Source organism: Cryptocyanus atlanticus LEGE 06306 (assembly GCF_056633155.1).
This window is the reverse complement of sequence record NZ_JBSJOZ010000003.1, coordinates 232812-258553: the sequence shown is the minus strand read 5'-3', so window position 1 is coordinate 258553 and position 25742 is coordinate 232812. Positions and strand designations below refer to the sequence as shown.

Below are 25742 nucleotides of genomic sequence, written 5' to 3'. Positions count from 1 at the left end.
GCTGAGCAGCGGCACCCGGCCGATGTCGCGCAGGTAGGAACGCACCAGATCGCCGCTGGGCACGAGGGAGGCGGAGTCGGCAGCGGCCACGGGAAGGGAGGGCATGGAGCCGGAAAGGGAGTTAGGAAACCTTTGTGTTTCGTAAATTACCATCGACTGTCCCATTCCGGCCAGGGGCGCCTCCCACCGGCCCCCCGCAGCGGCGAGACTGACTCCGGAGTGATCGGCTGCGGCCAGACCGGGACAGGGATGACGGCGGAACGCCTGCAGAAGCTGTTGGCCGGTGCGGGCCTCTGTTCGCGCCGGCGCGCCGAGGAGCTGCTCGTCCAGGGGCGGGTGCGGGTGAACGGGGCGGTGGCCCGGCTTGGCGACCGGGCCGATCCACGGCTGGATCGGGTCGAGCTTGACGGCCAGCCCCTGCGGGAGCGGGCCGCGCCGATCACCCTGCTGCTGCACAAGCCCGCCGGCGTCCTCTGCAGCTGCCGGGATCCCCACGGCCGCACCACCGTGCTGGACCTGCTGCCGCCGGAGCTCTCCCGTGGCACCGGGCTGCACCCGGTGGGGCGCCTCGATGCGGACAGCCGCGGCGCTCTCCTGCTCACCAACGACGGTGATCTGACCCTGCGCCTGAGCCATCCACGCCATGGCCACCGCAAGACCTACCAGGTGTGGGTGGAGGGACATCCGTCCCCTGAGGTGCTGGAGCGCTGGCGCCTGGGCGTACCGCTCGACGGGCGTCCTAGCCTGCCCGTCGCGCTGCGTCGGATCCGGAGCCGGCGCCATGGAACACTGCTGGAGCTGGTCCTGCGGGAGGGCCGAAACCGGCAGATCCGCCGCACGGCCCAGCGGCTTGGCCATCCGGTCCAGGACCTGGAGCGGGTGGCGATCGGCCCGCTGCAACTCGGCGCTCTGCCGGAGGGCTGTTGGCGCCACCTGGAGCCCGGGGAGTGGGACGATCAGGCGATGGCCCCCCAGGCCAGCGACGCCGGCCCGGTCTGATCGGCCAGGCTGTCGCCATCCACCTCGACGCCCGCTGCGACCCGGCCGATCGATGCCACGCTCCAGCATCCCCACCGTCGTCTCCGGTCGCCTGCGGCGCTGGTGGCCCTGGTCGCGCCCGTCCAGTCCCCTGCCCCCCCCCGCCCCGGAAGATCCGCTGCTGGCCTGCGGCCGGCTGCTTCGGCAGCGCCGGGAATCCAGGGGGCTGACGCTGCGCGAGCTCGCCGCCGCCACCAGGATCAGCACACCGGTGCTGGAGGCCCTCGAGCGTGGCTGGCGCGAGCGCCTGCCGGAGCCCGCTTACCTGCGCACGATGCTTCCCCTGCTGGAGCACTCCCTGGAGCTGCCCGCCGGCAGCCTGGAGCCGGCGTTTCCACCCCAGTCCGATCCGGCGGGGCGGGACTCCGAGTCCCGGCCGTTGCTGGTGCGCTTCACGCCGGGATCGATCGATGTCTTTACCACCTGGCAGGGCACGGCGCTCTATGGCCTGATCACCCTGGGGCTCGTCTACCTGCTCAACCTGCAGCAGCAGCGGCTGGCCGCGGCCAATCAGCTGACTCTCCGTCCGGTTCCGCCCCTGCCGGCCGAGGAGCAGGCCGAAGCGCCCGATCCGGGTGCGGCCCTGCTGGAGGCCTACCCGGAGCTGCGGCCCCTGCGGCAGGCTTCCCGTGGCGTGGCACGTCAGCGGTTGCAGCAGCAGGAACGGGGCCGGCGGGGTGCCTCGGTGGTGGGGGTCCTCCGCCTGCAGCTGGCCCAGCCGACCCGCATCAGCCTGGCCAGTGAATCCGGCCAGCGTTCCGAGCTGCGCGGGGCCAGCGGTGAACTGGTGCTGCAACTGCAGCCGCCGATCCGGCTGAGCTTGGATCCGCCCGCGGGTCCGAACGGGGTGCTCTGGAACGAAAAGCCCCTGCCGGCCGAGCCCGATCAGGACGGCACCTACCGGATCCCACCGGTGGCGCGCCCATAACGCTGCGCCAGCCCAGCAAGGCCCCGCAACGCTCCTTCCAGGCTGTCGATCGGTTGGTCCAGCCGCCAGCTCCAGTTGCCGCTCGCCGTGCCGGGGGTGTTGAAGCGGGCCCGATCATCGAGGTGGAGGAGATCCTGGAGGGGCACCACCGCCAGTTCGGCACTGGAGCTGAGGGCCAGCTCCAGCAGTTGCCAGCCGGGAGCCTCGATGGGACTGCCGATGAGTTCCCCCACCTGGCGGCGCTGGTGCTCGGCCAGATCGTCCCACCAGCCCAGGCAGGTGGCGTTGTCGTGGGTGCCGGTGTACACGACCCAGTGATCCCCCCGGTAATTCGCGGGCAGGTAGGGGTTGTCGGGGTTGCCGTCGAAGGCGAACTGGAGGATCTTCATTCCCGGCAGGGTGAAGCGATCCCGCAGGGCCTCCACCTCCGGGGTGATCACCCCGAGATCTTCGGCGATCAACGGCAGCACTCCGGTCCCGGCCCGTCGCCAGCGGCTCTGGAGCCGGCTCAGCAGGGCCACCCCCGGGGAAGGCCGCCAGCGGCCCGCCTGGGCGGTGTCCGCCTCGCCCGGCACGCTCCAGAAGGCCTCGAGGGCGCGGAAGTGGTCCAGGCGGAGCCAATCAAGCAGCTCCAGCTGCCGCTCCAGCCGCCGCATCCACCAGCGGAATCGGGTGAGACGATGGAGCGGCCAGCGGAACACCGGAGTGCCCCAGAGCTGGCCGGTGTCGGAGAAGTAGTCCGGCGGCACTCCGCTCTGCTCCGTGAGGGAGCCATCCGGCCGGACGGAGAACAGATGGCGATGGGCCCAGACATCCGCGCTGTCATGGGCCACGTAGAAGGGCAGATCACCGATCAGATCAACGCCACGCCGGCTGGCGTGATCCCGCAGCCGCTCCCATTGCTGTTGGAGCTGCCACTGCAGCAGCTTCTCCTGCAGCAGGGGGGCCGACCGCTCCCGGTCGAGGCGGCTCAGGGCGTGCCATCGCCGGCGGGCCAGCGGTTCCGGCCAGGTCCACCAGGGGCGTTCGCCATGCCGTTGGCGCAGCACCATGAAGCGGGCGTGATCCTCCAGCCAGAACGCCTCCCGTTCGCACCAGCGTTCGAACCGCTCCCGGCTCTCCCGCGGTTGCTCTGGCCAGCGTCGCAGCAGGGCCTGGCCAAGGGCGGCGCTGCGGGCGGTGCAGGCCTCGAGATCCAGCCGGTCCAGCCGGCCGTCCGGCAGGGCCCGGGCGTCCTGTGGCGTGAGGGCCCCGTCTTCGAGCAGCCTCTCCGCATCCAGGAACCAGGGATTGAGCGCGAAACCGCTGGGGGAGCTGTAAGGGGAGCCGGTGCCGTCGGTGGGGGCGAGGGGGAGCAACTGCCAGGCGCCGATCCCGGCGTCGCTGAGCCGATCGATCCACTGGTGCGCCCCGGCCCCGAAGGTGCCGCAGCCGGGGGTGCCCGGCAGGGCCGTGGGATGGAGCAGCACGCCGCAGCGCCGCGACGCTGGTCGCCGGCCGGGTTCGGAGGTGGGGACCATCAACCGGGCAGCCTGTAGCGATCGACGATCTTGCGCGCGAAGGCCGGGATGTGCCGCTCCTCCAGCTCGGGGTGGTTCCGGCGCACCCAGAGGGCGTTCCGGGTGAAATGGGAATCGATCGAGAAGCGGCCGTACTCCAGCCCCTGGGGGCCGAAGCGCTTCACCAGGGCACCCACCAGTTCCGCCAGCCACATCGGCAGCTTCAGGGCCTTGTCATAGGCGTCGATACCCTGCTGCACCGCAGCCCGACGGTCGCCCCGGCTGGTGACCGGAGCCAGGTCCAGTTCCGCTTCCACCAGATCGAGCAACCGCTGGCCCGTCGGGTTGCGGACCACCAGCCACTGCCGCCCGAAGGTGGCCCCCATATAGCCCACCACCAGATCAGCACCGGCATTGGTGTAATCGAAACAGCTCAGGCAACTGGGGGCGAAGACGCTTTTGAGCCGGGGGGTGTCGAGGCCGAAGAACGGCACGGTCTCCGTGCTGCCGTCGCTATGGCGGAAATGGATCCGGAAATCCTGCATGAACTCGTAGTGCACCACCGTGTCCGGCGAGCGGCTGGCGCTCTCCAGAAAGGTCTGCAGGCCCTTGCGGCTGACGTTGTCCACGCAGGGGGTGCCGAGCACGTAGAGCGCGTCAAGGGGGAGGGTGGGCTGGACGGCCCGCAGGGCCTGGATCTGGCACCCCACACCGATCGCCAGCAGCCGGCGGATGCCGCTGCCCGGCAGCTGCTCGAGCACCTCCAGGTTGGGGGAGAGGGTGGGTTTGTTCACGCGGGCGGCCAGCACCTCGGCCGGTGTGCGGGCCAGCACCGGCACGGGGGTGAAGCGGTCGTCGGGGCTCTGCTGCACACAGAGCACCGCGTCCACCAGATCGGTCTCCAGGGCTCTCACGCCGATCCGACTGACGATCCCGGTCCACTGGGCCCCCTCGATCGGCGGGGTCAGCCGGGCCGTGACCATGCGCTGGTGCACGCCGAAATAGAGCTCGTTCTCGTCGGCGAGGCGCCGGCTGCGGCCGTGGGCCTGCTCCTCAAGGGTCTCGAACCGCTGGTTGAGGAAGGCGCAGGCCTGGCGCACGTAGGCCACCCAGCGGCTGTCGCAGAGGCCGCACTGACTGCAGAGGTCCTTGGCCGGGTAGGTGCCCCCCTTGGTCAGGGGCCGGGCCCGCTCGTGGGGTGCGCCCTGCCGGGGCGGCCGGGGCGAGGGGGAAGGGCCGGGGCTTGAGGCGGCGGTCAAGGGCGATCCGGCCGGGGAAGCAACCTCCACAACCTATCGGCGCCCACCTCCGCGCGAAGCGGCTGCGTCAAAGTGAAGGGAAGTCGTCAGCGGCAGAAGGGTCCATGAGCGGCGGACACTCCGCGGGGGTGCCGGATCGGCACCACCCCCACCGGCCCAGCGAGCGGCAACCCGGCCAGCCGTCTCCGCGGCGGAGCCTCCGGGCGCTGGGACTGAGGTTTCTGGCCATCAGCGCCGGTGTCCTCGGGGTGGTGGGGGCGATCGGCCTGCTGGATCTGCTCTGGGCCCAACCCGATCGCGGCCTGGCCGTCGACGCGTCCGGCGCCAGCCCCGCGGGGCTGGCCGATCCCACCAGCCGGCCCATCACCGTGCTGGTGGTCGGCAGCGATGCCGACCGTCTGGCCAGTGCCACCAACGGCGCCGCCCCCTCCGGCCCCGCCAACAGCGACAGCCTGCTGCTGGTGCGCGTCGATCCCGAGGGGCCGCCACGGGTGCTGGCCCTCCCGATCGAGCTGGCGGTGAAGCTCCCGGGCCAGGCCAAGCTTCAGTCGCTCGGTTCCCTCTACCGACAGGGGGGGCCGGCCCTGACGGCCGAGGCCGTGGCCCAGCTGGTGGGGCTCGATCCCGGCCAGCCGGAGCGCTATGTGGTGCTGCCGCGCTCGGCCCTCAGGGAACTGGTCGACGGCCTGGGCGGACTGGAGCTGAGCCTGGACACCCCGATGCGATACCAGGACAAAGCCCAGGCCTACGGCATCGATCTCCAGGGAGGGTTGCAGCTGCTCAAAGGCCCCGAGGTGGAGCAGTTCGTCCGCTATCGCGACACAACGGGGGGTGAGACGGCCCGCCGCGGGCGTCAGCACCAGGTGCTGATCGCCCTGGTCCAGCAGCTGGCCCGCCCCGATCAGTGGCCCGAGCTGCCGGAGCGCTGGCAGCGGCTCACCACCCAGCTGGACACCAACCTGACCCAGGGCGAGGCGCTCAGCCTGCTAGCCACCGCCCTGGAGCGCTCCGGGCCCCTGGTGGTGGATCAGGTGCCCCTGGAGCCGGTGGGGACCGCCGCTCAGCCGCTGCGCCAGCTGAAGGCTGCCGCCCCACGGCCCCTCTGGCCCCCGCAGGTCACTCTGAACAGTGGCGCCTCCAGCGCCGGGCCAGGGCGCTGATCGCGGCCAGCTCCATCTCTTCCTCGCCCGATCCCGGGGCGGCCGGGTCAGGTCCATCCGATCCGGCCTTGGGAAGACAGCCCAACCAGGGCAGCCCCTGGCGGCTTCCGTCACGGCCGACCACGCTCTCGCCCCACTGCAGGAGTCCCAGCAGCGGCACGGCCGAGCGCTCCAGCAGGGCGACGTAGGCCGCGGCCCGTCCGGAGTCCATCCCTTCGGCGTCGATCAGCAGCAGCGCCGGCTGGCGCCAGGCCCCCAGCACCTCCGCCCAGCGGCCGCCCCAGGGCTGCCATCGACCGGGGTCCGCGGCCAGGGTCCCCAGCCAGGGCCCGCCCCGGTCCTGGAGCGCCCCCAGGGCGGCGTCGGGGTCGGCCGCTCTGAACTCCCCGGCTCCGGCCAGTCGATGGCGGGGCAGCTCCAGCCGGGCCCCCAGCCGGGCGGCGGCCCCCTCCAGGGCGGCGTCCATCCTCTCGGCCTGGCCAGCGGGGACCAGCACCAGACGCAGGGGGGGGGGGACGGGGGCCGCGACGACCTCCATGGAGGACGACTTCACGGTTCGTTTCACTCAGCTGGCCCGGGGGCTTCTACCATCAGCTTTCAGCCGTGCTTGCTCACGCCAGCCGTGACCAGTTTCTTGACCGCTGAACGGGTGGAGCACGAGCCCCCCAGCCACGACACCCGTCGGCTGAGATTGTTCAGCGGCACCTCCAACCCGGCCCTGGCCCGGGAGATCGGTGCGTACCTGGGCGTGCCGGACGGTCCACGGGTGATCAAGCGCTTCGCCGATGGTGAGCTCTACATCCAGATCCAGGAATCGATCCGCGGCTGTGATGTCTTCCTGATTCAGCCCACCTGCGCTCCGGTGAACGATCACCTGATGGAGCTGCTGATCATGGTGGACGCCTGCCGGCGCGCCTCGGCCCGCCAGATCACGGCGGTGGTTCCCTACTACGGCTATGCCCGTGCCGACCGCAAGACAGCGGGACGGGAATCGATCACCGCCAAGCTGGTGGCCAACCTCCTGGTCACCTCCGGTGTCGATCGGGTGCTGGCCATGGACCTGCATTCCTCCCAGATCCAGGGTTATTTCGACATCCCCTGTGATCACATCTACGGCTCCCCCGTACTGGTGGATTACCTCTCCACCCGCGACCTGGGCGCAGTGGTGGTGGTGTCGCCGGATGTGGGGGGGGTGGCCCGGGCCCGGGCCTTCGCCAAGCAGATGCATGATGCCCCGCTGGCGATCATCGACAAGCGCCGCTTCGGCCACAACGTGGCCGAGAGTCTCACGGTGATCGGGGATGTGGCCGACAAGACGGCGATCCTGATCGACGATATGATCGACACTGGCGGCACGATCTGCCAGGGAGCACGGCTGCTGCGTCAGCGCGGCGCCTGCCGGGTGCTGGCCTGTGCCACCCATCCGGTCTTCTCGGGGCCGGCGATCGAGCGGCTCTCCGAACCGGGGCTGTTCGAGGAGGTGCTGGTCACCAACAGCATTCCGATCAGCGACGAGCGCCATTTCCCCCAGCTGCAGGTGCTGTCGGTGGCCAACATGCTCGGCGAAGCGATCTGGCGGATCCATGAGGAGAGCTCGGTGAGCTCGATGTTCCGCTGACGGGATGGAGCTGATCCGGTCGGCTTGCGCTCCCGGCTTGCTTGGGTAACGTCCAGCGTCGTGTCCCAGCCCTATCGCAATCCCCTCCCTTCTCTCCGATCCCCGTCCCCTTGAACCGTCTTCGGCCAGGACCCGTCTCCGGCGGGCCCTGCCGGCCCTGGTCACGGTGGCGCTCACCACCGCCCTGCAGGCCCTGGCCGCGCTGCCGGCCCTGGCGGCCAGCCAGAGGGTGGGGGTATGGCTCACCAACAGTCCCAGCCGGCTCTACTACGACCCCGCCCTGATTGAGCGGGCGGTGGAGCAGATGGCCGCCGCCGGCGTCAACACCCTCTATCCGAACGTCTGGAGCCGCGGCACCACCTTCCATCAGAGCCGATTCGCACCGATGGAGCCGAAGCTCCGGCAGGTCAATCCTTCGCTCGATCCGATCTGCCGCATCACCAAGGCCGGTCAGCGCCGGGGCATGAAGGTGATTCCCTGGTTCGAATACGGCCTGATGGAGCCGGCCGACGCCGAGGTGGTGCGGCGCCACCCGGAGTGGGTGCTGAAACGCCGCGACGGCTCCACCCTCTACGCCATGCACGGCGCGAATCTCAAGACGTCCCCGCTGCGGGATCTGCGGGTCTGGCTCAACCCGGCCCATCCCGGGGTGCGCGAGCGGGTCCTGGGCCTGATCGGGGAGATCGTCACCCGTTGCGGGGTGGATGGCATCCAGCTCGACGACCATTTCGCCTGGCCCGTGGAACTCGGCTACGACGCCTACACCCGGGGGCTCTACCGGCAGGACAAGGGCCGTGAACCGCCCGACAACTACACCGACCGGGAGTGGATGACCTGGCGACGTCAGCAGCTCACGGGCCTGCTGCGCGCCCTGCGCAGCGATCTGCGACGCAATCGCAGTGGTGCCGTGATCAGTCACTCCCCCGGCCCATTCCGCTTCGCCTACAACCACTGGCTGCAGGACTGGGAGATTTGGGCCCTCGGCGAACTCGTCGATGAGCTGGTGGTCCAGAACTACGCCTATTCCGTGGCCGGCTTCACCAAGGACCTCAGCCAGGCGGCGCTGGTCAAGGCCCGCCGCTGGGGCATGCCGATCCAGATCGGGGTGCTGGCCGGTTTCGGCGGACGAACCACGGCCACCCCGGTGCTGAAGCAGAAGGTGGAGCAGGTCTCCAGGAGAGGGATGGGCGTCATCTACTTCTACTGGGAGGGCCTCTGGGGAGTCCATGCCGGCCGGGAGGGGGGATCGGCCCGCCAGGCCTTCTTCGGTCGGCTGCACCAGTCGCTGTATCCCGATCCCTATCCCCGCAGTTCCCGGCCGAGACTCTGATCCACCACCTCGCTGGTGTTGGAGGAGAGCGTCCCGGCGGCCAGGAGCTCCAGGGCGTCCCGCATCCGTTCCCGCCGCACCGGGCCGTAGCTCTGCCAGCGGCAGAAGAGCTTGGCCAGCCGTGAGGCGGTGATCGGGTTGCGGCCGTCGAGCCAGGCGATCCGCTCGGCCATGAAGCGGTAGCCGCTGCCGTCGAGGGCATGGAAGACCGGAGCGTTCCCGGCCAGGCCGCCGAGCACGGCTCGCACCGAATTCGGGGCGGCGGGGTCGAAGCGGGGATGCTGCAACAGGGCCTCCACCCGGCTCAGTCCATCGGCGAAGGGGGCGCTGGCTTCGAGGGCGAACCAGGCGTCCAGGATCACCGGCCGCTCCTGCCAGCGCTCCAGGAAGGCGGCCATCGCCTCCTCCCGCTCCGGGCAGGCCAGGGGCTGCAGGGCCCGCAGGCCGGCCCGCGCCAGGGTCATCGAGGATCCCGTCACCGCCGTGGCCGCCTCCTTCCGGATCGCCGGATCGCCGGCGGCGGCCCGCCACGCCCAGATCACCCCGGTGAGCTGACGATCGCCACTGCCCTGGGGCCAGGGCAGGTCCCACTGGGGCCGGCAGCGGTGCAGCTCAGCCAGTAGCACGGTGGAGAGGGCCTCGCCGAACCGGGCCTCCAGGCCCCGCAGGGCGGCGAACAGGGCCGGTGGATCGGGCACCTCCATGGCTTCCTCCAGTTCCGCGGATCCCGGCAGGGCCAGCAGAGCGCAGCGGTTGGCCTCCGAGAGGGACCCGTCCTGGAGGATGCGCCCGAACGCCGCGATCAACCCCTCCTCGAGCTCCTCGTCCCGCTGGCCGGTGGCCCGTTGCTGCACCACCTCCCGCAGCAGGGCCTGGCCGGCATCCCAGCGGGCGAACGGCTCCCCATCGCAGGCCAGCAGGTGCAGCAGCTCGGTGGGGGGGCGCTCGATCTCGAGCCGCACCGGAGCCGAAAAGCCCCGCAGCAGCGACAGGGCCGGCGGATGGCTGTGGGGGGCGAGACCCTCGAAGCGCAGAGTCTGCTCCTCCCGCTCGATCACGAGCAGACGGCTGTGGGGACCCCAGGAAGGGTCCAGTCGGGCGCGCTCGGCCTGCTCCGCGCTCTCCTCCGCCAGCCGGAGGGGAATGGGCTCCCCCCCCTGATCCACCAGTCCCAGCACCAGGGGGATCACCACGGCGGACTTCTCGTCCTGCCCAGGGGTGGGTGGAGTGTGCTGGGTCACGGTCAGCGTCAAGGCTCCGGTCTCGGCGTCCCAGTCCCGCAGCATCCGCAGCACTGGCGTGCCCGCCTGGCTGTACCAGAGCCGGAAGCGATCGAAGTCGACCTTGGCGGCGCCGGGGTTGCCATCCCGCATCGCCCGCAGGAAGTCGTCGCAGGTGGCGGCTGTGCCGTCGTGGCGTTTGACGTAGAGCGCCATGCCGCGTTGGAAGCCATCTGAACCCAGCAGCGTCTGCAGCATGCGGATCAGCTCCGCTCCCTTTTCATAGATGGTTGTGGTGTAGAAGTTGTCGATCGCCAAATAGTGGTCGGGCTGAACGGGATGGGCTGTGGGACCGGCATCCTCACGGAACTGGGTGTTGCGCAGAACCGATACATCTTCAATTCTTTTCACGGCAGCTGAATGAAGATCCGCCGTGAAACTCTGATCCCGGAAGACGGTCAGGCCTTCCTTAAGCGAGAGTTGGAACCAGTCACGGCAGGTGATGCGGTTGCCAGTCCAGTTGTGGAAATATTCATGGGCGATCACACTTTCGATACGCTCCAGCTCTGCGTCGGTGGCCGTGGCAGCATCGGCGAGAACCAGCTTGGAATTAAATATATTGAGGCTCTTGTTCTCCATCGCGCCCATGTTGAAATGGCGCACGGCTACGATGTTGAATTCATCGAGGTCGTATTCCAGCCCGTAGACCTGCTCATCCCAGGCCATCGCACGCTTCAGCGAAGCCATGGCGTGGCCAGTGAACGCGGCGTCGCCTTGCTCCACATGGAGGCGCAACTGCACGGTCCGGCCGCTGGAAGTGATGAAGTGATCGCGCACCTCCTCCAGGCGACCCGCCACCAGGGCGAACAGGTAGGAGGGTTTGGGCGTGGGGTCGTCCCAGATGGCGTAGTGCCGGCCGTCTTCGGCGGAGGGACCCGGCAGCGCGCCGCTCTCCTGGCAGTTGCCATTGGAGAGGAGCACCGGGCAGCTGTCACGGTCGGCTTCGATCCGCACCCGGAAGCGACTCAGCACATCCGGGCGATCCGGGTGGAAGGTGATGCGGCGAAATCCTTCCGCCTCGCACTGGGTGGTGAACATCCCGCCACTGACGTACAGCCCTTCGAGGCTGGTGTTGACCTGGGGATGGATCCGTACCCGGCTGCGGAGCACGAAGGGGCCGCTGGGCGGGGCGTCGATGCGGAGCTGATCGCCATCGAGCCGGTAGTGCTCCCCGCCCAGGGGGGCTCCATCGAGGTCCAGCTCGAGCAGTTCCAGAGCCGCCCCCTGCAGCAGCAGGGGTGGCGCCGACCCGGCCGGCGCCCCGACGGCGGCCGGGTCGAAGGCCAGCCAGGCCTCCACCTCGGCATGGCCATGGAAGAGCCGCACCGTCAGGTCCGTCCGCTTGAGGTTGTAGGGGAAGGGGCGGTAGTCAGCCAGCCGCACAAGGTGCATCGGGCCCGGAAGCAACGGGCTCCGATCCTGGCGCCCCGTCACCCCGGGCGAGGAGGGGGCCCCAGCGCCTCACCAGGGCAGCGGTGCACGCCCCTGGCCCGTATTGCAGCCCACCTGGGACCCGAGCAGGGCCCCCAGGGGCACCGCCCAGGTGCGTCCGTCCTGACGGGAGGCGGCATAGCCGATTCCGCCGCCGAGCACACCGCCCACCAGCCGGCCGATCGAGCAGCGTTGCTGCTGGGCCTGGGCCTCCTGCCAGCTCATGGGCCCCGGCTGCACCTGGGCGTATGGAACCGGGGCCGCGTAGTCCTGGTAGGGGGCGGCGGGCCAGTTGCGCACCGGAACGGCGGGTCCCGGACTCACCCGCACCGGTTGGTAGACAGGCACCATCTGGTAGACGGGGGCGTACGGATTGGCGGCGGCGTGGCCAGGCAGCAGCAGGGCGATCCCTCCCAGCCCCGCGGCCAGCAGGAGAGAAGGGTGGAGGGGACGGAAGGACACCATGGCGGTCACAGGCGGAGGTCAGCCCCGAAGGGGTGCCATCAGCAAAGCGGCGAGGCCTGCCTGAACTGCGACTGCCGCGCCGGCGGATGTGTCCGGATGCATCCTCTCCCGGAGCGGGCCCCGCTCAGGGGGTGCGGGCCGGCGGGGCGGCGGGGCCACTCTCCTCCTGTTTGAGGGCCTCCTCCACCGATTGGGTGACATCGGCGGGCACCAGTTTCGGGCAGAGCTCCACGGCTCCGAGCACGGCTGAATTCACCGAGCCGCGGCGCAGCTCCTCGATGCTCAGGGGCTGGTCCCCCACCTGGCGGATCTGCCCGCCGTGCTGCCCCTGAATGAGCTGGGCAATCGTTTCGCCGGCGATGGGGGCGGCCTTGTCGAAGGGCACATCGGCTCCCAGGGCGATGCAGACGTTAACTGCGGCAATCCTGGTGTAGAGAGACATCTCGGCATCCGTGGCCGGCGCCGCCTCGGCCCCCGGGGCAACCAGACCCAGCGGCAGAAGCAGGGAGGCAGCCACCAGCAGGGGCTGGATCCGGTGTGGCGTGAGGCGCAACGTCTGAACCGTCATGAAGTCCCCATGCTGCTGCACAGCCGGCGTCGATCAATCGATCACCAACGGCACACCGGCCTCCTCCAGGCGGAGTTCGTGGTGATTTTCGGCCAGTTCCAGCTCGCCGTCGCGCCAGGAGTAGATCGACCGGGTCCGATAGCGGTCCTGATCCACGAGCCGGATGTGATCGAGGATATCCCAGTCCCGCTGATGGGATTCGAAGGTGAGCGCGTGCTCGTCCACCTGGCGGATCTGGGATCGGATCGGGGCGCTGCCGTGGTATCCCGAGCTGCGCCGGAGCTGGTGGCCGCAGAGATAGGCCGTCATGCTGCCCGCCGCCACCTGGCTGGTCTGCCGCTCGAAGAAGCCGCAATCCCGTTCGGGCCACCACGAGAACCGATAGGCAGCTTCCCCCTCCACCGGCTCGTCGAAACGCTCGATCCGCAGCAGCATGTCGTCCCGCTCGGCGGCTTCCTGATCCCGGAAGAAGTAGACGCGCCGGGAGCGCCACAGGCCCAGGTTACGGGAGAACCAGCGCTTGAGGCTGCTGTCCAGCTGAATCCGGCTCGGTTCCCCCCGTCGGGCGGGCTGAGCGGGGGTGTGTGTCTTGGCCCGATCCGCGCTGGAGGTCATCGTGGCCGGCCGCGGATCGGGGATCTTCCCCTTGTCATAGCGGTGGCGCGGGGTTGCGGGTTGAACCCATAGGGTGAAGCCCACCTTCCGGGTCTCGACACGGTGACTGCTGCGGGGGAAACCAGCCCCACCATCCCGGCTTCCCCGGAGGGGGATTCCCCGCGGAACAGGCCGCTGAAGCTGCTGTTGGTCGCGGCACCCCACCATCTCGCCTCGGCCGACCTGCGCGGGGTGCTCAGCTACCTCGACGGCAACGACTGTGGATTCGACATCAGTTTGAGCGTGGCCGATCCCTCCAAGCAGCCGGAGCTGCTGGAGCTCTACCGCCTGGTGGCGACACCGGCGCTGGTCAAGCTGGAACCGCCCCCCTGTCAGGTCTTCGCGGGCAACACCGTTCTCGAGCAGCTCAAGGGCTGGTTGCCCCGTTGGCAGCAGCACGGGGTGGTCAGCGATCTGGGCATGACCCTGCGACCCGCCGAACGGGATGGCAGTCGCACCCAGCGGGAGCTGCAGCTGGAAGACCAGGTGCTGGTGCTGCGCCAGGAGAATGAAACCCTGGCCGAGCGGTTGCGGGTGCAGGAGCGTCTGCTGCGGATGGTGGCCCATGAGCTGCGCACACCGCTCACGGCGGCCAAGCTGGCCCTGCAGAGCCTCCAGCTCGGTCAGATCGACAACAGTCGCTGCCGCGACGTGCTCGACCGGCGTCTCCATGACATCGAACTCCTGTCGATGGATCTGCTTGAGGTGGGCACCACCCGCTGGGAGGCCCTGTTCAATCCCCAGCGTCTGGCCCTGGCTCCGGTGGCTGCCGAGGCGATCCTCGAGCTGGAGAAACTCTGGGTGGGCCGCAACCTGAATCTCGTGACGGCGATCCCCGCCGATCTTCCCGACGTCTTCGCCGACCAGCGCCGGATGCGGCAGGTGCTGCTGAACCTGCTGGAGAATGCCCTCAAGTTCACTCCGGAGGGGGGGCAGGTGACCCTCTCCCTGCTCCATCGCACCCGTCAGTGGGTGCTGATCCGGGTCTGTGACACGGGCCCGGGTATTCCTCCCGAGGAACAGGAGCGCATCTTCCTGGAGCGGGTCCGCTTGCCCCAGACCTCGGCCACCACCTCCGGCTACGGCGTCGGGCTCTCGGTCTGTCGCCGCATCGCCGATGTGCACGGGGGCCGGATCTGGGTGGTCTCGAAACCGGGAGAGGGAGCCTGTTTCCACGTGAGCGTGCCGGTGTGGACCGGGCAGAACTCGCCAGGCCAGTCCCAGCCTTGACGAAGGGACACTCCGACCCGTAGCGTCCACCCATCGGTGGAGCCGGCCCAGAATGCCCAACCCCGGTGGCCTCGCCCCCATCGTCTAGAGGCCTAGGACACCTCCCTTTCACGGAGGCGACAGGGGTTCGAATCCCCTTGGGGGTATCACGACCACTGCAGATCATCGGCCCATTCGGATTCAGGTCATTCCGCTTTCAGGATCAAGAAGGCTGAAAGATTTCCCCATCAGCCGGCCTGCAACACACCCAATCGTGCCGGTAATGCCGCATTCTCCGCTGAAGGATTCCATCGAGGAATCCTTCAGCGGAGAATGCAAATCCCTCCGCGCAGCCACGGCTGACCTGGCGCGGCGATGCTGCCCGGGTCCAGCGTGGGGTCCGCCGCCGGGGCTCGGACGCAGCCCCTCCCCAGGCCGGGCTCAGCAGCCTGCGGTGGAGCTGCGGCGCAGGGCTTCCCGCTGCACGGAGCGGAGATTGGCGGCCAGATCCTCCCGCAGGCGCTGCTCGATCAGGCCGATGGGCATCCCGGGACGTCCCTGGACGGTGAGTTCGTAGAGCAGGCGGCTGCCGATCGGGTCGTCGCCAATCTGCCAGGACCCTTCAAACCGGCGGAAATCCCCCTGCAGCATGATGAAACTGAGCAGGCCCTCGCCCCGCTGCTCCCGCAATTCCAGTTCGACCCGTGCCGAGAAGCGCAGCCCGCAGAACTGCTGGCAGCCCACCTGCTCCAGGCCGACCCGGTCCCCTCGGCGCCAGAGCAGGCGGGAGGAATCCAGGTTGGGGATGAATCGGCTGAGGTTCTCGTAGTCGGTCAGAACCGTCCAGATCAGCTCCGGCGGAAGGCTCAGCCTCAGTTGCACCGCCAGCCGGCGGGTGCCTTGCGGCAGGCGCTCCATGTCCTGCTGGATGGTGTCAAGGCTGCAACTGTCCTGGATCGGAACCAGCGCTGGAGGGGACACGGATGGAAGAACCGAGTGTTGCGCCAAGTTGTGGAGAACGCTGGATTCGGGGCAGGGCGGACGGGTCGGGCCACAGCTGCCCGACAAACCTAGCCGCAATGCCTGGAATTGGGTTCGCAAAGGCCGACGGTCCGTCAGGGGGGGGGAGCAAAGAGAGTGCCTATGATCGGCGCGCCTTTTCCGGAGACAGTGGATTCGATGCGCATCTCGACAGCAGCGCTCCGTCAGTCCGATGCCCGCATGTTCACCCTGGTGGTCGAGGGGCTTCAGACGGCTGCCACGCGCACGGCCGAGAGGCGCTTCACCATCCCGCTCTCCCGGATGCAGGCCACCCTTCGTCTGATCAATCAGCTGGGTGGCCGCCTCCTTTCGGTAACGCCCGCCGGCCAGGATCCTGCCGTCCCGGCTCCCCAGGCTTCGGAACCCCCCGCCCCCAGCCCAGCCGCCGCCCCTCCAGTGACCACCCCCGTCAAGCACGAAGCCGTTCCGGTCAACCTCTACAAGCCGAAGGATCCCTACGTCGGCACCGTCCTCGGCAATTACTCCCTGCTGGCGGAGGGGGCGATCGGGAGGGTGAATCACATCACCTTCGATCTCTCTGCCGGGAATCTTCACTACCTGGAGGGGCAGAGCATCGGCATCATTCCCGATGGAGTGGATGCCAACGGCAAGCCCCACAAGCTCCGCCTCTATTCCATCGCCAGCACCCGCCACGGCGACAACCAGGAAGATGCCACCGTCTCCCTCTGTGTGCGTCAGCTGCAGTATGAGAAAGACGGTGAAACCATCAATGGGGTCTGCTCCAGCTTCCTCTGTGACATTGAACCCGGGGCCCAGATCAGGATCACCGGGCCGGTGGGCAAGGAGATGCTACTCCCCGCCGATGAAAACGCCAATGTGATCATGCTGGCCACCGGCACCGGCATCGCTCCGATGCGGGCCTTCCTGCGTCGCATGTTCGATCCGGGCGAGCGGGCCCGCAATCCTGAGTACCAGTTCCGCGGCAAAGCTTGGCTGATCATGGGGGTTCCCACCACCGCCAACCTTCTCTACGAGGAGGATTTTCAAACCTACCTGGCGGATTACCCCGATCACTTCCGCTACACCAAAGCGATCAGTCGGGAGCAGAAGAACCCCAGCGGCGGCCGCATGTACATCCAGGACAGGGTTGCCGAACACGGCGAGGAAATCTTCGATCTGATCGAAGATCCCTCCACTCACGTCTACATGTGCGGTCTGCGGGGCATGGAGCCGGGCATCGATGAGGCCATGACCACCGCTGCCGACGCCAAGGGTCTCACCTGGTCGGAACTCCGTCCCCAGCTCAAGAAGGCCGAGCGCTGGCACGTGGAAACCTACTGAGATCTCCCCCCGGGCCCGCCATCGCGGCCGGGCCTGGCCCGCCCCCGGAGGCGGGCCTTTTTTCCGAAACCAGCACAGAAGCGCGCCGGCGGCGGCGCCGGGGGGGCGTTCCCGGCTTTCGTGGGTACTCAGGATCCATCCGCCTCTCCTCCATGACCGTCACGCTCACCAATCCGCTGAGGGTCGGGCTGCGCCAGGAACGGGTGATCTCGCCCCAGTGTCTGGTGATTTTCGGCGCCAGCGGCGACCTCACACACCGCAAGCTGGTGCCAGCCCTGTTCGAGCTGTACCGGCAGCGACGCCTGCCCACGGAATTCGCCGTTCTGGGCTGCGCGCGACGGCCCTGGAGCGACGAGGACTTCCGCTCCCACATGGCCGAAGCGCTTGGGACGGTGGCCACCGAACACCAGGGGGCCTGGGATCAGTTCGCCGCCGGGCTCTTTTATGAGCCCGTCGATCTGCAGCAGCCGGACCATCTGGTGCGGCTTGCCCAGCGCCTTGAGGGCATCGACCGCCAGCGGGCCACCCGTGGCAATCGCACCTTCTACCTGTCGGTGTCCCCGGCGTTCTACGGCAGCGGTTGCCAGGCCCTGGCCGCTGCCGGCCTGCTCAGCGATCCCAAGCGCAGCCGGGTGGTCATCGAAAAACCCTTCGGCCGCGACTACGGCAGCGCCCAGCAGCTCAACACGATCGTGCAGGCCTGCGCCCAGGAGAGCCAGGTGTTCCGCATCGATCATTATCTGGGCAAGGAGACTGTCCAGAACATTCTGGTGCTGCGGTTCGCCAACACGATCTTCGAGCCGATCTGGAACCGGAACTACATCGCCAGTGTGGAGATCACCGCCGCGGAAACGGTCGGTGTGGAAGAGCGGGCTGGCTACTACGAGGATTCCGGAGCCCTGCGGGACATGGTGCAGAACCACCTGACCCAGATGCTCGCCCTCACCACCATGGAGGCGCCCGGACGGTTCGATCCCGAGGCGATCCGCAACGAGAAGGCCAAGGTGCTCCAGTCGGCCCGGCTGGCCGATGAGCTGGAGCCCTGGAACTGCTGCGTCCGGGGCCAGTACGGACCGGGTGGCAGCGCCAGCCGCCCGCTGCCGGGCTACCGCCAGGAGCCGGGGGTTAACCCCAACAGCACCACCGAAACCTATGTGGCGATGAAGCTCTTCATCGACAACTGGCGCTGGCAGGGCGTGCCCTTCTACTTGCGCACCGGCAAGCGCCTGCCCAAGCGCATGAGTGAGGTGGTGCTGACCTTCCGGGAGGCTCCCGTGCATCTGTTCGATGCCGCCGGCGGCAGCCCCACCGCCAACCAGCTGATCCTGCGCATCCAGCCCGACGAGGGTGCCGGCTTCCGCTTCGAGGTCAAATCACCCGGGTCGGGGATGCGCAGCCGCCCGGTGGACATGCACTTCTCCTATGACGAATCCTTTGGGGAACCCTCCGATGAGGGCTACGTGCGCCTGCTGGCGGACGCCATGCTGGGGGACCCCACTCTGTTCACCCGAGGCGACGAAGTGGAAGCGGCCTGGCGCCTTTACACGCCGCTGCTGGAGTTGATCGAGGAGAGTCCCTGGCAGCTTCCAGTCCATCCCTACGAGGCCCGCACCTGGGGTCCCGCCGCCGCCGACAGCCTGATCGGCCGCGATGGCCTGATGTGGCGCCGGCCCTGAGCGGCGGCCCCACCCCGCTCACCTCCTGAATCCCCACCCCACCCACCCATGTCTCCCCAGCTGACCCTTCAGGCCCCGGTGGCCCTGCCGCCCCCCGAGCTCACCGGATACCTCGAGAAACTCTGGAGCCAGGATCTCGAGTCCTCCTCCGGGGCCTCCACCTTCACCCTGCTGGTCTGGCAGCCGGCCTGGGTGGAGCAGCATCTGATCCGCACCGGCCGGCTGGAGGGGCCCATCACTGGGGTGGTTCGCCCGGAACTGCTGGAGGCGGCCCGTGCGGCGGTTCCCGCCAGCTCCCTGCCGCTGAGCACCTCGCCGCTCTCTCCCAAGCTGGCCTGGGCCCTCGGGCAACAGCCCGGCGACCACCACGGCGAGGACCTGCGCGGCCAGCACATCGACGCCGCCATCAGCGCCTACCAGCCGCGGCGCCTGATCACCCTGGCCCCCACCCTCGACCACGGCCGGCCCCTCGAGACGCTGGTGGCCGCCTACTGCCCCCTCCCCGGCGAGGGCAGTGCCGCCGCCTGCGGGGATGTGGTGGTGCTGCGGGGTGATTTCGGGGCCCTGCAACAGGGTCTCGACCTGCTCAAACCCCTGGTGCCCTCCGATCTGCCCTGCTGGGTCTGGTGGAACGGATCCCTCGACGAGGCCCCCGATCTGCTGGAGGCCCTCTGCCAGCCCGGTCGCCGCCTCGTGCTTGACACGGCCCTGGGCAGTCCCCGCCGCGTGCTCGATCTGCTCAAGGCCCGCATTGCCAGCGGCCAGGCCGTCAATGACCTCAACTGGCTGCGCCAGCGGAGCTGGCGCGAATCCCTGGCGATGGTGTTCGATCCCCCGGGTCGGCGGGATGCCCTCAACCATGTCGTACAGCTCGACATCGATGTGGAGGGCTCCCATCCGGTGCAGGGCCTCCTCCTGGCGGCCTGGCTTGCCGACCGTCTCGGCTGGCACTGGGTCGCCAGCGACACCGGGACGGATGGGGGGATCCGGGCCGAATTCGAACGCACCGATGGCGCGGCGGTGCAGTTCCACCTCACTCCGGTCCCGGTGGGGGTCCCCAGCAGCCACCCCGGCACCGTCCTCGGCCTGCGGCTGATCTGCGAGACCCCCGGTCAACAGGCGCTCTGCGTGATCCTCTGCTCCGAGTCGGGCGGCTGCATGCGCCTCGAGGCCGGCGGCATGGCCCGGATGGAGCTGGCCGAGGAGGTCGTGCCCGGCCGACACGCCACGGATGAATGGGAAATGGCCCGCCTGCTGGGGGGTGGCCACGACTCCACCAACCCGCTGCTGGCAGCCGCTGCCCCGCTTGCTGCCAAGCTGCTGCCCCAGGGATGACGGACTGAGGGGTCGAGCCGATGGCCTGCCTGATCGCGGCACCCTGCAGCGGCAGCGGCAAGACCCTGCTCAGCCTGGCCCTGGCGGCCCATCTGCGCCGTGGCGGCGACTCGATCCAGACCTTCAAGGTGGGCCCCGACTACCTCGATCCCCAGTTGCTCGGCCGGGTGAGCGGTCGCCCCTGCCGCAACCTCGATCGCCTGCTCTGCGGGGAGGAGTGGCTGGAGCGCGCGTACCACTGGTGGGGATCCCAGGCCGACCACTGCCTGGTGGAGGGGGTGATGGGTCTGTTCGACGGGCGCGGCCCCGGCACCGAGGGCAGTTCCGCCGAGGTGGCGGCCCGGCTCGGACTGCCCGTGGTCCTGGTGGTGGAGGCGAGCCGTCAGGCCGGCTCCCTGGCGGCCCTGGTGCGGGGGTTCCGGGATCATCAGAGCGACCTGACCCTGGCCGGCGTGGTGCTCAACGGCGTGAGCACGGAGCGCCATCACTCCCTGCTGGCCGAAGCTCTGGCCTCGATCGCCATGCCCCTGCTGGGCGTGCTGCCCCGCCATCCCGATCTGAGCCTGCCCTCCCGGCATCTGGGGCTTCTTCCCGCCCATGAGCTGGCTGACCTCGACGCCCGCCAGGACGCCTGGGCCGCCCTGGCCGAACGTCATCTGGATCTGGAGCGGCTGGTTCCCCTGCTGGGGCCCCCACCCCCCCTGGCCCCCGGGGCCGGGGGTGCGTCCGATCCGATTCCCTGGTGCCTGGCGGGCAGCGCCGAGTCCGGCGGCGTGCCGGTGCGGTCCACCTCTGCAGCACCGATCCCGATCGCGATCGCCGCCGATCCCGCCTTCCATTTCCGCTATCCGGAGGCCACCGAACTTCTCGAGGCCCTGGGGGTGGAGGCCGTTCCCTGGCAGCCCCTGGCCGACGAGCCCCTGCCCACCGGCTGCCGTGGTGTCATCCTCCCCGGCGGGTACCCCGAGCTCCATGCCGCCGAACTGGCCGCCAGCCGCCGAAGCCTGGGGGACCTCCGTTTCGCAGCCGCCGCCGGCCTTCCCATCTATGCCGAGTGCGGTGGGCTGCTGCTGCTTGGTCGCCAGCTGGAGGATCCGGCCGGAGTGGCCCATCCGATGGCCGGCCTGCTGCCCTTCAGCGCCAGTCGCGGCCGCCTGCAGCTGGGCTATCGCCGGGCCACCACCCTCCGCGACGGCCTGGCCCTGCGGCGCGGCGACACCGTCTGCGGCCACGAGTTCCACCGCTGGGAGTTGCGGGATGGGACGGTAGACGGATTCGGAGCGCTGTGGCAGCTTGAAGGCTGGGGTTGGCCGACGAGGTTGGAAGGATGGACCACCGCGACGCTTCACGCCAGCTGGCTTCACCTCCACTGGGCTGGATGTTCGGTGATTTGCCGGCGCCTGCGCGACGTGGCCGCCCGGACGACGCCCTGGGGTCCGGCCAGGGGGCCAGGCGAGGGCGGCTGGCCGGTGCCCCCCCCCTGAGCGTTGGAGGCTCATCGTGAGCGGCCGTGTGCAGGGGGTGGGCTACCGGCAGGCCTGCTGCCGTCGGGCCCAGTCGCTGGGGCTCGGTGGCTGGGTCCGCAACCGGGCCGACGGCCGCGTGGAACTGGAGGCGGAGGGAAGCATCCAGGGCCTCGAGGATCTGCGGCTCTGGTGTGAATCGGGTCCCGCCGCCGCCCAGGTCGGCGGTGTGAGCGCGAGTGTGATCCCCCTCGGTGGCCACGACTGGTTCGAGATCCGCCCCTGACACCCGTTCTCCCCATCCGACTTGAACTGTGGCTGCTGCGCCATGGGGCCACGGCCTGGGCCCGCGATGGGCGGCACACCGGCCGCACCGATGTGCCGCTGACCGACCAAGGGGAGGCGGAAGCACGGGCCCTGGCCCCGGCCCTGGCGGGGATGGGATTCAGCGCGGTGCTCACCAGCCCGCTGCAGCGGGCACGGCGCACCTGCGACCTGGCCGGCCTCGGCGACGGGGCCCGGCCCTGTGACGATCTGATGGAGTGGGACTACGGCGACTACGAAGGCCGCACCACCGCCGAGATCCGCCGCGACACGCCCGGTTGGACGGTGTGGACCCATGGATGTCCGGGCGGCGAGAACGCCGCCCAGCTGGAGGTGCGCTGCCGGCGGGTGATCACTCTTGCCTCCGCCCTGGCGCCGGCCAGGGTCGCCCTGGTGGCCCATGGGCATCTGCTGCGGGCCCTGACGGGTACCTGGCTCGGGCTCGGGGCAACCGGGGGCGCCCTCTTCGCCCTGGAGACCGGAACCCTCGGCGTGCTCGGCCACGAACGGGAGCGACCCGTCATCCTGCGCTGGAACGTGCCTCCCACCCCTCCGTCCGCATGACCGATGCCACCCTCTGGGCCGAACTGATCGCCTACGGCAGCGGGATCAGCCTGAGCCCGATCCACATCGGTCTGCTCCTGCTGCTGCTGCTCGGTCCGGATCCCCTGCGGCGTGGGGGTCTGCTCGTGCTCAGCTGGATGGTGACGATCGTCGTGATGGTGGCCCTGTTACTCACCGTGGGCCACGGGTTGCTGCTGACCATGGAGCAGGGCAGCACCCACCGCACCGGCCTGGACCTGATCGGCGCGGGTGCGCTGCTGGCTCTGGGGGTCAGGGATCTGATGCCCACCAAGGCCGGAGGGGACGAACCGGCCGGCTGGGTCCGCCAGCTGGATCGCTTCTGTGCCCTGCCCCTGCCGCTTCTGATCGGTGTGAGCGTGGCCATCGAGGTGATCAGCCCCGACGACCTGGTGCTGCTGGCCAAGGGGGCCTCCGCCCTGCTGGCGGCAGGCCTGGGCCGCGGCCAGGAGGTCCTCCTGGCCGCGGCCTTCGTGCTGGCGGCGAGTCTGCTGCTGCTGCTGCCCTTTCTGGGGGTAGTTTTCGGACGGGAGCGGGTGCTGCCGACGCTGCGGCGCGGCAAGCAGGTGCTCTATGCCAATGGGGAGTTGGTGATGGGCACGATCAGCCTGGCCCTGGCGGCCTATCTCACCTGGCAGGGCATCGAGGGTCTCCAGCTGGCCTGATCTCAGGGCTCCTGCAGCCACCGCTGCCACTGGTGGCGTTCCTCCGGGCTGCCCGCCATGGCCACCATCGAGACCCCGCTGCGGGCCCGGCTCACGGCCACATAAACCAGCTGGCGCCGCAGGCGGGGATCCTCCGGCCAGAACACGTCGGCGTCGATGAACACCTCCCCGAAGCTGCTGCCCTGGCTGCGGTGCACGGTGAGGACGGCGGCAGGCCCCAGCGAGGCGAAGGCGTCGCGCACCAGGAAATAGCGCCTCCAGAGGGCCCGGGCCCCCGCCCCGCCCCGGCCGGCCGCGCGGGCCTCCGCCCGCAGGCCGGCCAGCACCCCCTCCAGCTGCCGCCGCGGAGCGGACCCCGCCGGCGGCAGGATCCGGAGGGAGAGCTGGCCCTCGCCGGCCTCCGCCGTCACCAGCAGGGTCTCGATCACCGGAGCGGAGCGGCCCTCGCCGCCCCCCACTCCGAACTCGGCGAGGTCACAGCGCTCCGGAGTCACATCACGCACCACCAGCTCGCGGTTGGAGGCCAGCACCATGTCGGGTTTTTCTCCGCCCTCCTCTCCGTCCCGGCAGGCGGGGGCCATCACGGCCATGCGTGTCATCAGCACCTCCCCGGGCAGCACGGGCAGCTGATCGGCCATGGCCCCATGGATGGCGCGGCGGGCCAGGGGAACCAACTGCTCCAGGGAGCGGTTGGTGTAGCAGAGGATGCGGGCCTGGTCGGAATCGTCCCCCATGGCGGCCCGCTGCAGAGCGGCCTGGGCCGCTTTCAGCCAGGCGCCCCGCTCCAGCAGCGCCACCGATCCCTCCGGCGTCTGGATCCGGGGCAGCCGGGGGGGCACGCGGCAGGGCAGGGTCTCCTGCCGCAGCCCGGTGGCCAGACGCAGCACGGGTCCCTGGTGACGCACCACCTCGACCAGGGAGGACCGCTGGGCCCGCCCCAGGCTGAACACGGGACTGCCGGGTTCCCCCACCGGCGGCAGCTGGGCCGGGTCCCCTACGAACACCAGCCGGGTGCCGAACGGCTGCGCGCAACGCAGGGCCACCTCCAGCAGTCCGCCGTCCACCATCGAGGCCTCATCGATCAGCACCAGGGCCAAGTGTTCGAGCGAGGCGGCGGTCTGCTCGGTCTCCTCGCAGACCTCCCGCCCCCCCTCCCGGCGCAGCTTCAGACGCAGCAGGCGGTGCAGGGTGGAAGGAAACCAGCTCGGACGCAGGCCGCTGCGCTCCAGGTAGTGGCGGAGCACACCGACCGCCTTGTGGGTCGGGGCCGCCACGGTCCAGCAGAGCCGGCGCTCCTCCACGGCCGCCAGGAAGGCCATCGACAGGAAGGTCTTGCCGGTGCCGGCATAGCCGCTGAGCACGAAGGGTCGGCCGTCGTGCTTGGCCCCCAGCCAGGCCAGGAAGGCTTCAACCGCCTCCAGCTGGCCGGCCGTGAACGGGGGCGTGGAACCGGCGGGGGGCGGCTGACTCAAGCCAGCGGCAGCCAGCCCCAGTCCTGGGCGATCTGCAGGGGGGTGCCCAGCAGGGCCAGACCGGGCAGGGCGATGGCCGGTCCCAGCAGGCTGCCGGCCAGCACCTCCAGCCGGGTGTGACCCAGGCTTTCCTTGAGGGGCTCGGGCAGCAGAGGTTGCTGCCAGAGCCCGGGCGGCAGGGCATTGAGGCGCTCCGCCTGCAGCCCGGCGGCCCGGCGCACGCCGCTGGCGTCGTACATCACCACGAAGGCGATCGTGCAGGCGAAGGCAAACAGGGGATCCTCCACGCCGAGGTCCCAGCCGATGCCGGCGCAGGCTCCTGTCACCAGGGCGGAGTGGCTGGATGGCATCCCGCCGGTCTCGAACAGCACCGCCGGTCGCCAGCGGCGGTGCTCCACCAGTTCCACCAGGAGCTTGCCCAGCTGGGCCAGCCCACAGGCGATCAGGGCCCAGGCCAGAACGCCGTTGTCGAGCAGCTGCAGCAGGGTGTCAGCGGGCGGGGAGGGGGTCATCGGTCGCGGCTGGTGATGAAATCGGCCAGGGCAAGCAGGGGATGGGCCTTGTTCTGCCAGGGCTGCAGCGCCCCCTTCGCTTCCGCCACCAGCCCCTCGGCCCGCCGCCGCGATTCCTCCAGACCCAGCAACTTGGGGTAGGTGGTCTTGTCGGCGGTGAGATCCTTGCCGGCCGTCTTGCCGAGCACCTCGCTGCTGGCGGTCACATCGAGAATGTCGTCGATGATCTGAAAGGCCAGGCCGATGCCGCGGGAGTACACCCGCAGCGCATCCAGCAGCGTCTGCTCCGCTCCGCCGATCAGGGCGCCGCAGAGCACACAGGCCTGCAGCAGGGCACCGGTCTTGTGGAGGTGGATGTACTCGAGCGTGGCGAGATCCACCTGCTTGCCCTCGCACTCGAGGTCGACCACCTGGCCGCCCACCAGGCCAGGAGCTCCCGCGGCCCGTGAGAGCTCCCCCACCACCTGCAGCAGCCGCTCCGGTGCCACCCCGGGGCTGCGCAGCGCCACCATTTCGAACGCACGGGTGAGCAGGGCGTCGCCGGCCAGAATCGCGTTGGCTTCGCCGTACACCTTGTGGTTGGTGGGGCGACCCCGGCGCAGATCGTCGTTGTCCATGGCCGGAAGATCGTCATGGATCAGGGACATGGTGTGGATCATCTCCAGCGCCACGGCGGTGGGCAGGGCCTGATCGCTCTCGCCTCCGGCCAGTTCGCAGGCCGCCAGGCAGAGGATGGGACGGAGTCGCTTTCCGCCGGCCAGAAGGGAGTAGCGCATGGCATCCCGTAGGGACTCCGGCCGCTCCGGCCCCAGGGAGGCATCGAGGGCACGTTCCACCCGGCCCCGGGCGACCTCGAGGTAGGCGGTGAAATCAAAATCCGTGCTCACCGCCACGGCCATGGGAACCAGCGCGCTGGCGGGGATTCTCTCAG

Annotated in this window: 24 protein-coding genes, 1 tRNA gene and 1 pseudogene; 14 read left to right on the top strand and 12 right to left on the bottom strand. The window is 69.7% G+C overall.

The genetic code is table 11. The features are described 5' to 3' along the window. The coding region (locus tag ACWJI7_RS05550; protein ID WP_479936032.1) for a sigma-70 factor domain-containing protein at window positions 1-105 on the bottom strand (105 nt) is incomplete at its 3' end. 144 nt (window positions 106-249) lie between these two features. On the opposite strand from ACWJI7_RS05550, the gene ACWJI7_RS05545 reads away from it, so the two are divergent. Continuing rightward, window positions 250-999: a pseudouridine synthase gene (locus ACWJI7_RS05545; RefSeq protein ID WP_479935996.1), complete on the top strand. Its 750-nt coding sequence runs from the start codon at window positions 250-252 to the stop codon at window positions 997-999. Window positions 1000-1051: 52 nt separating this feature from the next. After that, complete coding sequence (locus tag ACWJI7_RS05540) at window positions 1052-1966, top strand: helix-turn-helix domain-containing protein (protein WP_479935994.1); 915 nt, start codon at window positions 1052-1054, stop codon at window positions 1964-1966. On the opposite strand, the gene malQ is transcribed toward ACWJI7_RS05540, so the two are convergent. Both malQ and ACWJI7_RS05530 read right to left on the bottom strand, forming a co-directional pair. Further along, entirely contained in the window at window positions 1936-3486 is a 1551-nt protein-coding gene (gene malQ, locus ACWJI7_RS05535; RefSeq protein ID WP_479935992.1) for a 4-alpha-glucanotransferase, read from the bottom strand. The two genes, ACWJI7_RS05540 and malQ, sit on opposite strands and share 31 nt — an antisense overlap. Next, window positions 3486-4724, bottom strand: coding sequence for a Coenzyme F420 hydrogenase/dehydrogenase, beta subunit C-terminal domain (locus ACWJI7_RS05530; protein WP_479935990.1), 1239 nt, complete (start codon window positions 4722-4724; stop codon window positions 3486-3488). The genes malQ and ACWJI7_RS05530 overlap by 1 nt, the downstream gene beginning before the upstream one ends. A 104-nt stretch (window positions 4725-4828) precedes the next feature. Between ACWJI7_RS05530 and ACWJI7_RS05525 the strand changes: the two genes are divergently transcribed. Further along, window positions 4829-5884, top strand: a complete 1056-nt coding sequence (locus tag ACWJI7_RS05525) for an LCP family protein (RefSeq protein WP_479935988.1) — start codon at window positions 4829-4831, stop codon at window positions 5882-5884. Here the strand turns inward: ACWJI7_RS05525 and ACWJI7_RS05520 are convergent. Next, window positions 5841-6422, bottom strand: a complete 582-nt coding sequence (locus tag ACWJI7_RS05520; RefSeq protein ID WP_479935986.1) for a hypothetical protein — start codon at window positions 6420-6422, stop codon at window positions 5841-5843. The genes ACWJI7_RS05525 and ACWJI7_RS05520 overlap by 44 nt on opposite strands. A gap of 84 nt (window positions 6423-6506) precedes the next feature. Between ACWJI7_RS05520 and ACWJI7_RS05515 the strand changes: the two genes are divergently transcribed. Together ACWJI7_RS05515 and ACWJI7_RS05510 are read left to right on the top strand one after the other, a co-directional pair. After that, window positions 6507-7502 carry a ribose-phosphate pyrophosphokinase gene (locus tag ACWJI7_RS05515; protein ID WP_479935984.1) on the top strand — a complete coding sequence of 332 codons (996 nt, stop codon included), beginning with the start codon at window positions 6507-6509 and terminating at the stop codon, window positions 7500-7502. 157 nt (window positions 7503-7659) lie between these two features. After that, a complete protein-coding gene (locus tag ACWJI7_RS05510) occupies window positions 7660-8832 on the top strand; it encodes a glycoside hydrolase family 10-like protein (RefSeq protein ID WP_479936031.1) in 1173 nt (390 codons plus the stop codon). On the opposite strand, the gene pepN is transcribed toward ACWJI7_RS05510, so the two are convergent. The 4 genes from pepN to ACWJI7_RS05490 form a co-directional block, all read right to left on the bottom strand. Beyond that, complete coding sequence (pepN, locus tag ACWJI7_RS05505) at window positions 8802-11504, bottom strand: aminopeptidase N (protein WP_479935982.1); 2703 nt, start codon at window positions 11502-11504, stop codon at window positions 8802-8804. The two genes, ACWJI7_RS05510 and pepN, sit on opposite strands and share 31 nt — an antisense overlap. A 69-nt stretch (window positions 11505-11573) precedes the next feature. Next, entirely contained in the window at window positions 11574-12005 is a 432-nt protein-coding gene (locus tag ACWJI7_RS05500) for a hypothetical protein (RefSeq protein WP_479935980.1), read from the bottom strand. A gap of 127 nt (window positions 12006-12132) precedes the next feature. Next, window positions 12133-12576, bottom strand: a complete 444-nt coding sequence (locus tag ACWJI7_RS05495; RefSeq protein WP_479935978.1) for a cAMP phosphodiesterase — start codon at window positions 12574-12576, stop codon at window positions 12133-12135. 33 nt (window positions 12577-12609) lie between these two features. Next, entirely contained in the window at window positions 12610-13191 is a 582-nt protein-coding gene (locus ACWJI7_RS05490) for a hypothetical protein (protein WP_479935976.1), read from the bottom strand. 132 nt (window positions 13192-13323) lie between these two features. Between ACWJI7_RS05490 and ACWJI7_RS05485 the strand changes: the two are divergent. Both ACWJI7_RS05485 and ACWJI7_RS05480 read left to right on the top strand, forming a co-directional pair. Next, window positions 13324-14483 (top strand): annotated as a pseudogene (locus ACWJI7_RS05485) (histidine kinase). 50 nt (window positions 14484-14533) lie between these two features. Continuing rightward, window positions 14534-14606, top strand: a tRNA-Glu gene (locus tag ACWJI7_RS05480). Between the two features lie 274 nt (window positions 14607-14880). Here the strand turns inward: ACWJI7_RS05480 and ACWJI7_RS05475 are convergent. Continuing rightward, window positions 14881-15357, bottom strand: a complete 477-nt coding sequence (locus ACWJI7_RS05475; protein ID WP_479936029.1) for an SRPBCC family protein — start codon at window positions 15355-15357, stop codon at window positions 14881-14883. A 261-nt stretch (window positions 15358-15618) separates the two neighbouring features. Between ACWJI7_RS05475 and ACWJI7_RS05470 the strand changes: the two genes are divergently transcribed. From ACWJI7_RS05470 to ACWJI7_RS05440, 7 genes are all read left to right on the top strand, one after another. Then, a complete protein-coding gene (locus ACWJI7_RS05470) occupies window positions 15619-16782 on the top strand; it encodes a phycobilisome linker polypeptide (protein WP_479935975.1) in 1164 nt (387 codons plus the stop codon). A gap of 152 nt (window positions 16783-16934) precedes the next feature. Then, window positions 16935-18458, top strand: coding sequence for a glucose-6-phosphate dehydrogenase (gene zwf / locus ACWJI7_RS05465; RefSeq protein WP_479935973.1), 1524 nt, complete (start codon window positions 16935-16937; stop codon window positions 18456-18458). 48 nt (window positions 18459-18506) lie between these two features. Beyond that, window positions 18507-19793 carry a glucose-6-phosphate dehydrogenase assembly protein OpcA gene (locus tag ACWJI7_RS05460; protein WP_479935972.1) on the top strand — a complete coding sequence of 429 codons (1287 nt, stop codon included), beginning with the start codon at window positions 18507-18509 and terminating at the stop codon, window positions 19791-19793. Between the two features lie 20 nt (window positions 19794-19813). Further along, the gene (locus ACWJI7_RS05455; RefSeq protein WP_479935970.1) at window positions 19814-21277 is read left to right on the top strand and encodes a cobyrinic acid a,c-diamide synthase CobB; all 1464 of its coding nucleotides are present in this window, start codon (window positions 19814-19816) and stop codon (window positions 21275-21277) included. A 16-nt stretch (window positions 21278-21293) separates the two neighbouring features. Continuing rightward, a complete protein-coding gene (locus ACWJI7_RS05450; RefSeq protein ID WP_479935968.1) occupies window positions 21294-21542 on the top strand; it encodes an acylphosphatase in 249 nt (82 codons plus the stop codon). A 14-nt stretch (window positions 21543-21556) separates the two neighbouring features. Beyond that, a complete protein-coding gene (locus ACWJI7_RS05445; RefSeq protein WP_479936027.1) occupies window positions 21557-22144 on the top strand; it encodes a histidine phosphatase family protein in 588 nt (195 codons plus the stop codon). Then, window positions 22141-22827 (top strand): GAP family protein, encoded by a 687-nt coding sequence (locus ACWJI7_RS05440; protein ID WP_479935967.1) that lies wholly within the window; start codon window positions 22141-22143, stop codon window positions 22825-22827. Before ACWJI7_RS05445 ends, ACWJI7_RS05440 begins: the two co-directional genes overlap by 4 nt. A 2-nt stretch (window positions 22828-22829) precedes the next feature. Here the strand turns inward: ACWJI7_RS05440 and ACWJI7_RS05435 are convergent, their stop codons facing one another. From ACWJI7_RS05435 to crtE, 3 genes are read right to left on the bottom strand one after another with little or no spacing between them, the layout of a single operon-like run. After that, window positions 22830-24299 (bottom strand): AAA family ATPase, encoded by a 1470-nt coding sequence (locus ACWJI7_RS05435; RefSeq protein ID WP_479935966.1) that lies wholly within the window; start codon window positions 24297-24299, stop codon window positions 22830-22832. Then, window positions 24296-24811 carry a divergent PAP2 family protein gene (locus ACWJI7_RS05430; RefSeq protein ID WP_479935965.1) on the bottom strand — a complete coding sequence of 172 codons (516 nt, stop codon included), beginning with the start codon at window positions 24809-24811 and terminating at the stop codon, window positions 24296-24298. Before ACWJI7_RS05430 ends, ACWJI7_RS05435 begins: the two co-directional genes overlap by 4 nt. Further along, the gene (crtE, locus tag ACWJI7_RS05425) at window positions 24808-25710 is read right to left on the bottom strand and encodes a geranylgeranyl diphosphate synthase CrtE (protein ID WP_479935963.1); all 903 of its coding nucleotides are present in this window, start codon (window positions 25708-25710) and stop codon (window positions 24808-24810) included. The genes ACWJI7_RS05430 and crtE overlap by 4 nt, the downstream gene beginning before the upstream one ends. Between the last annotated feature and the right edge of the window lie 32 nt (window positions 25711-25742).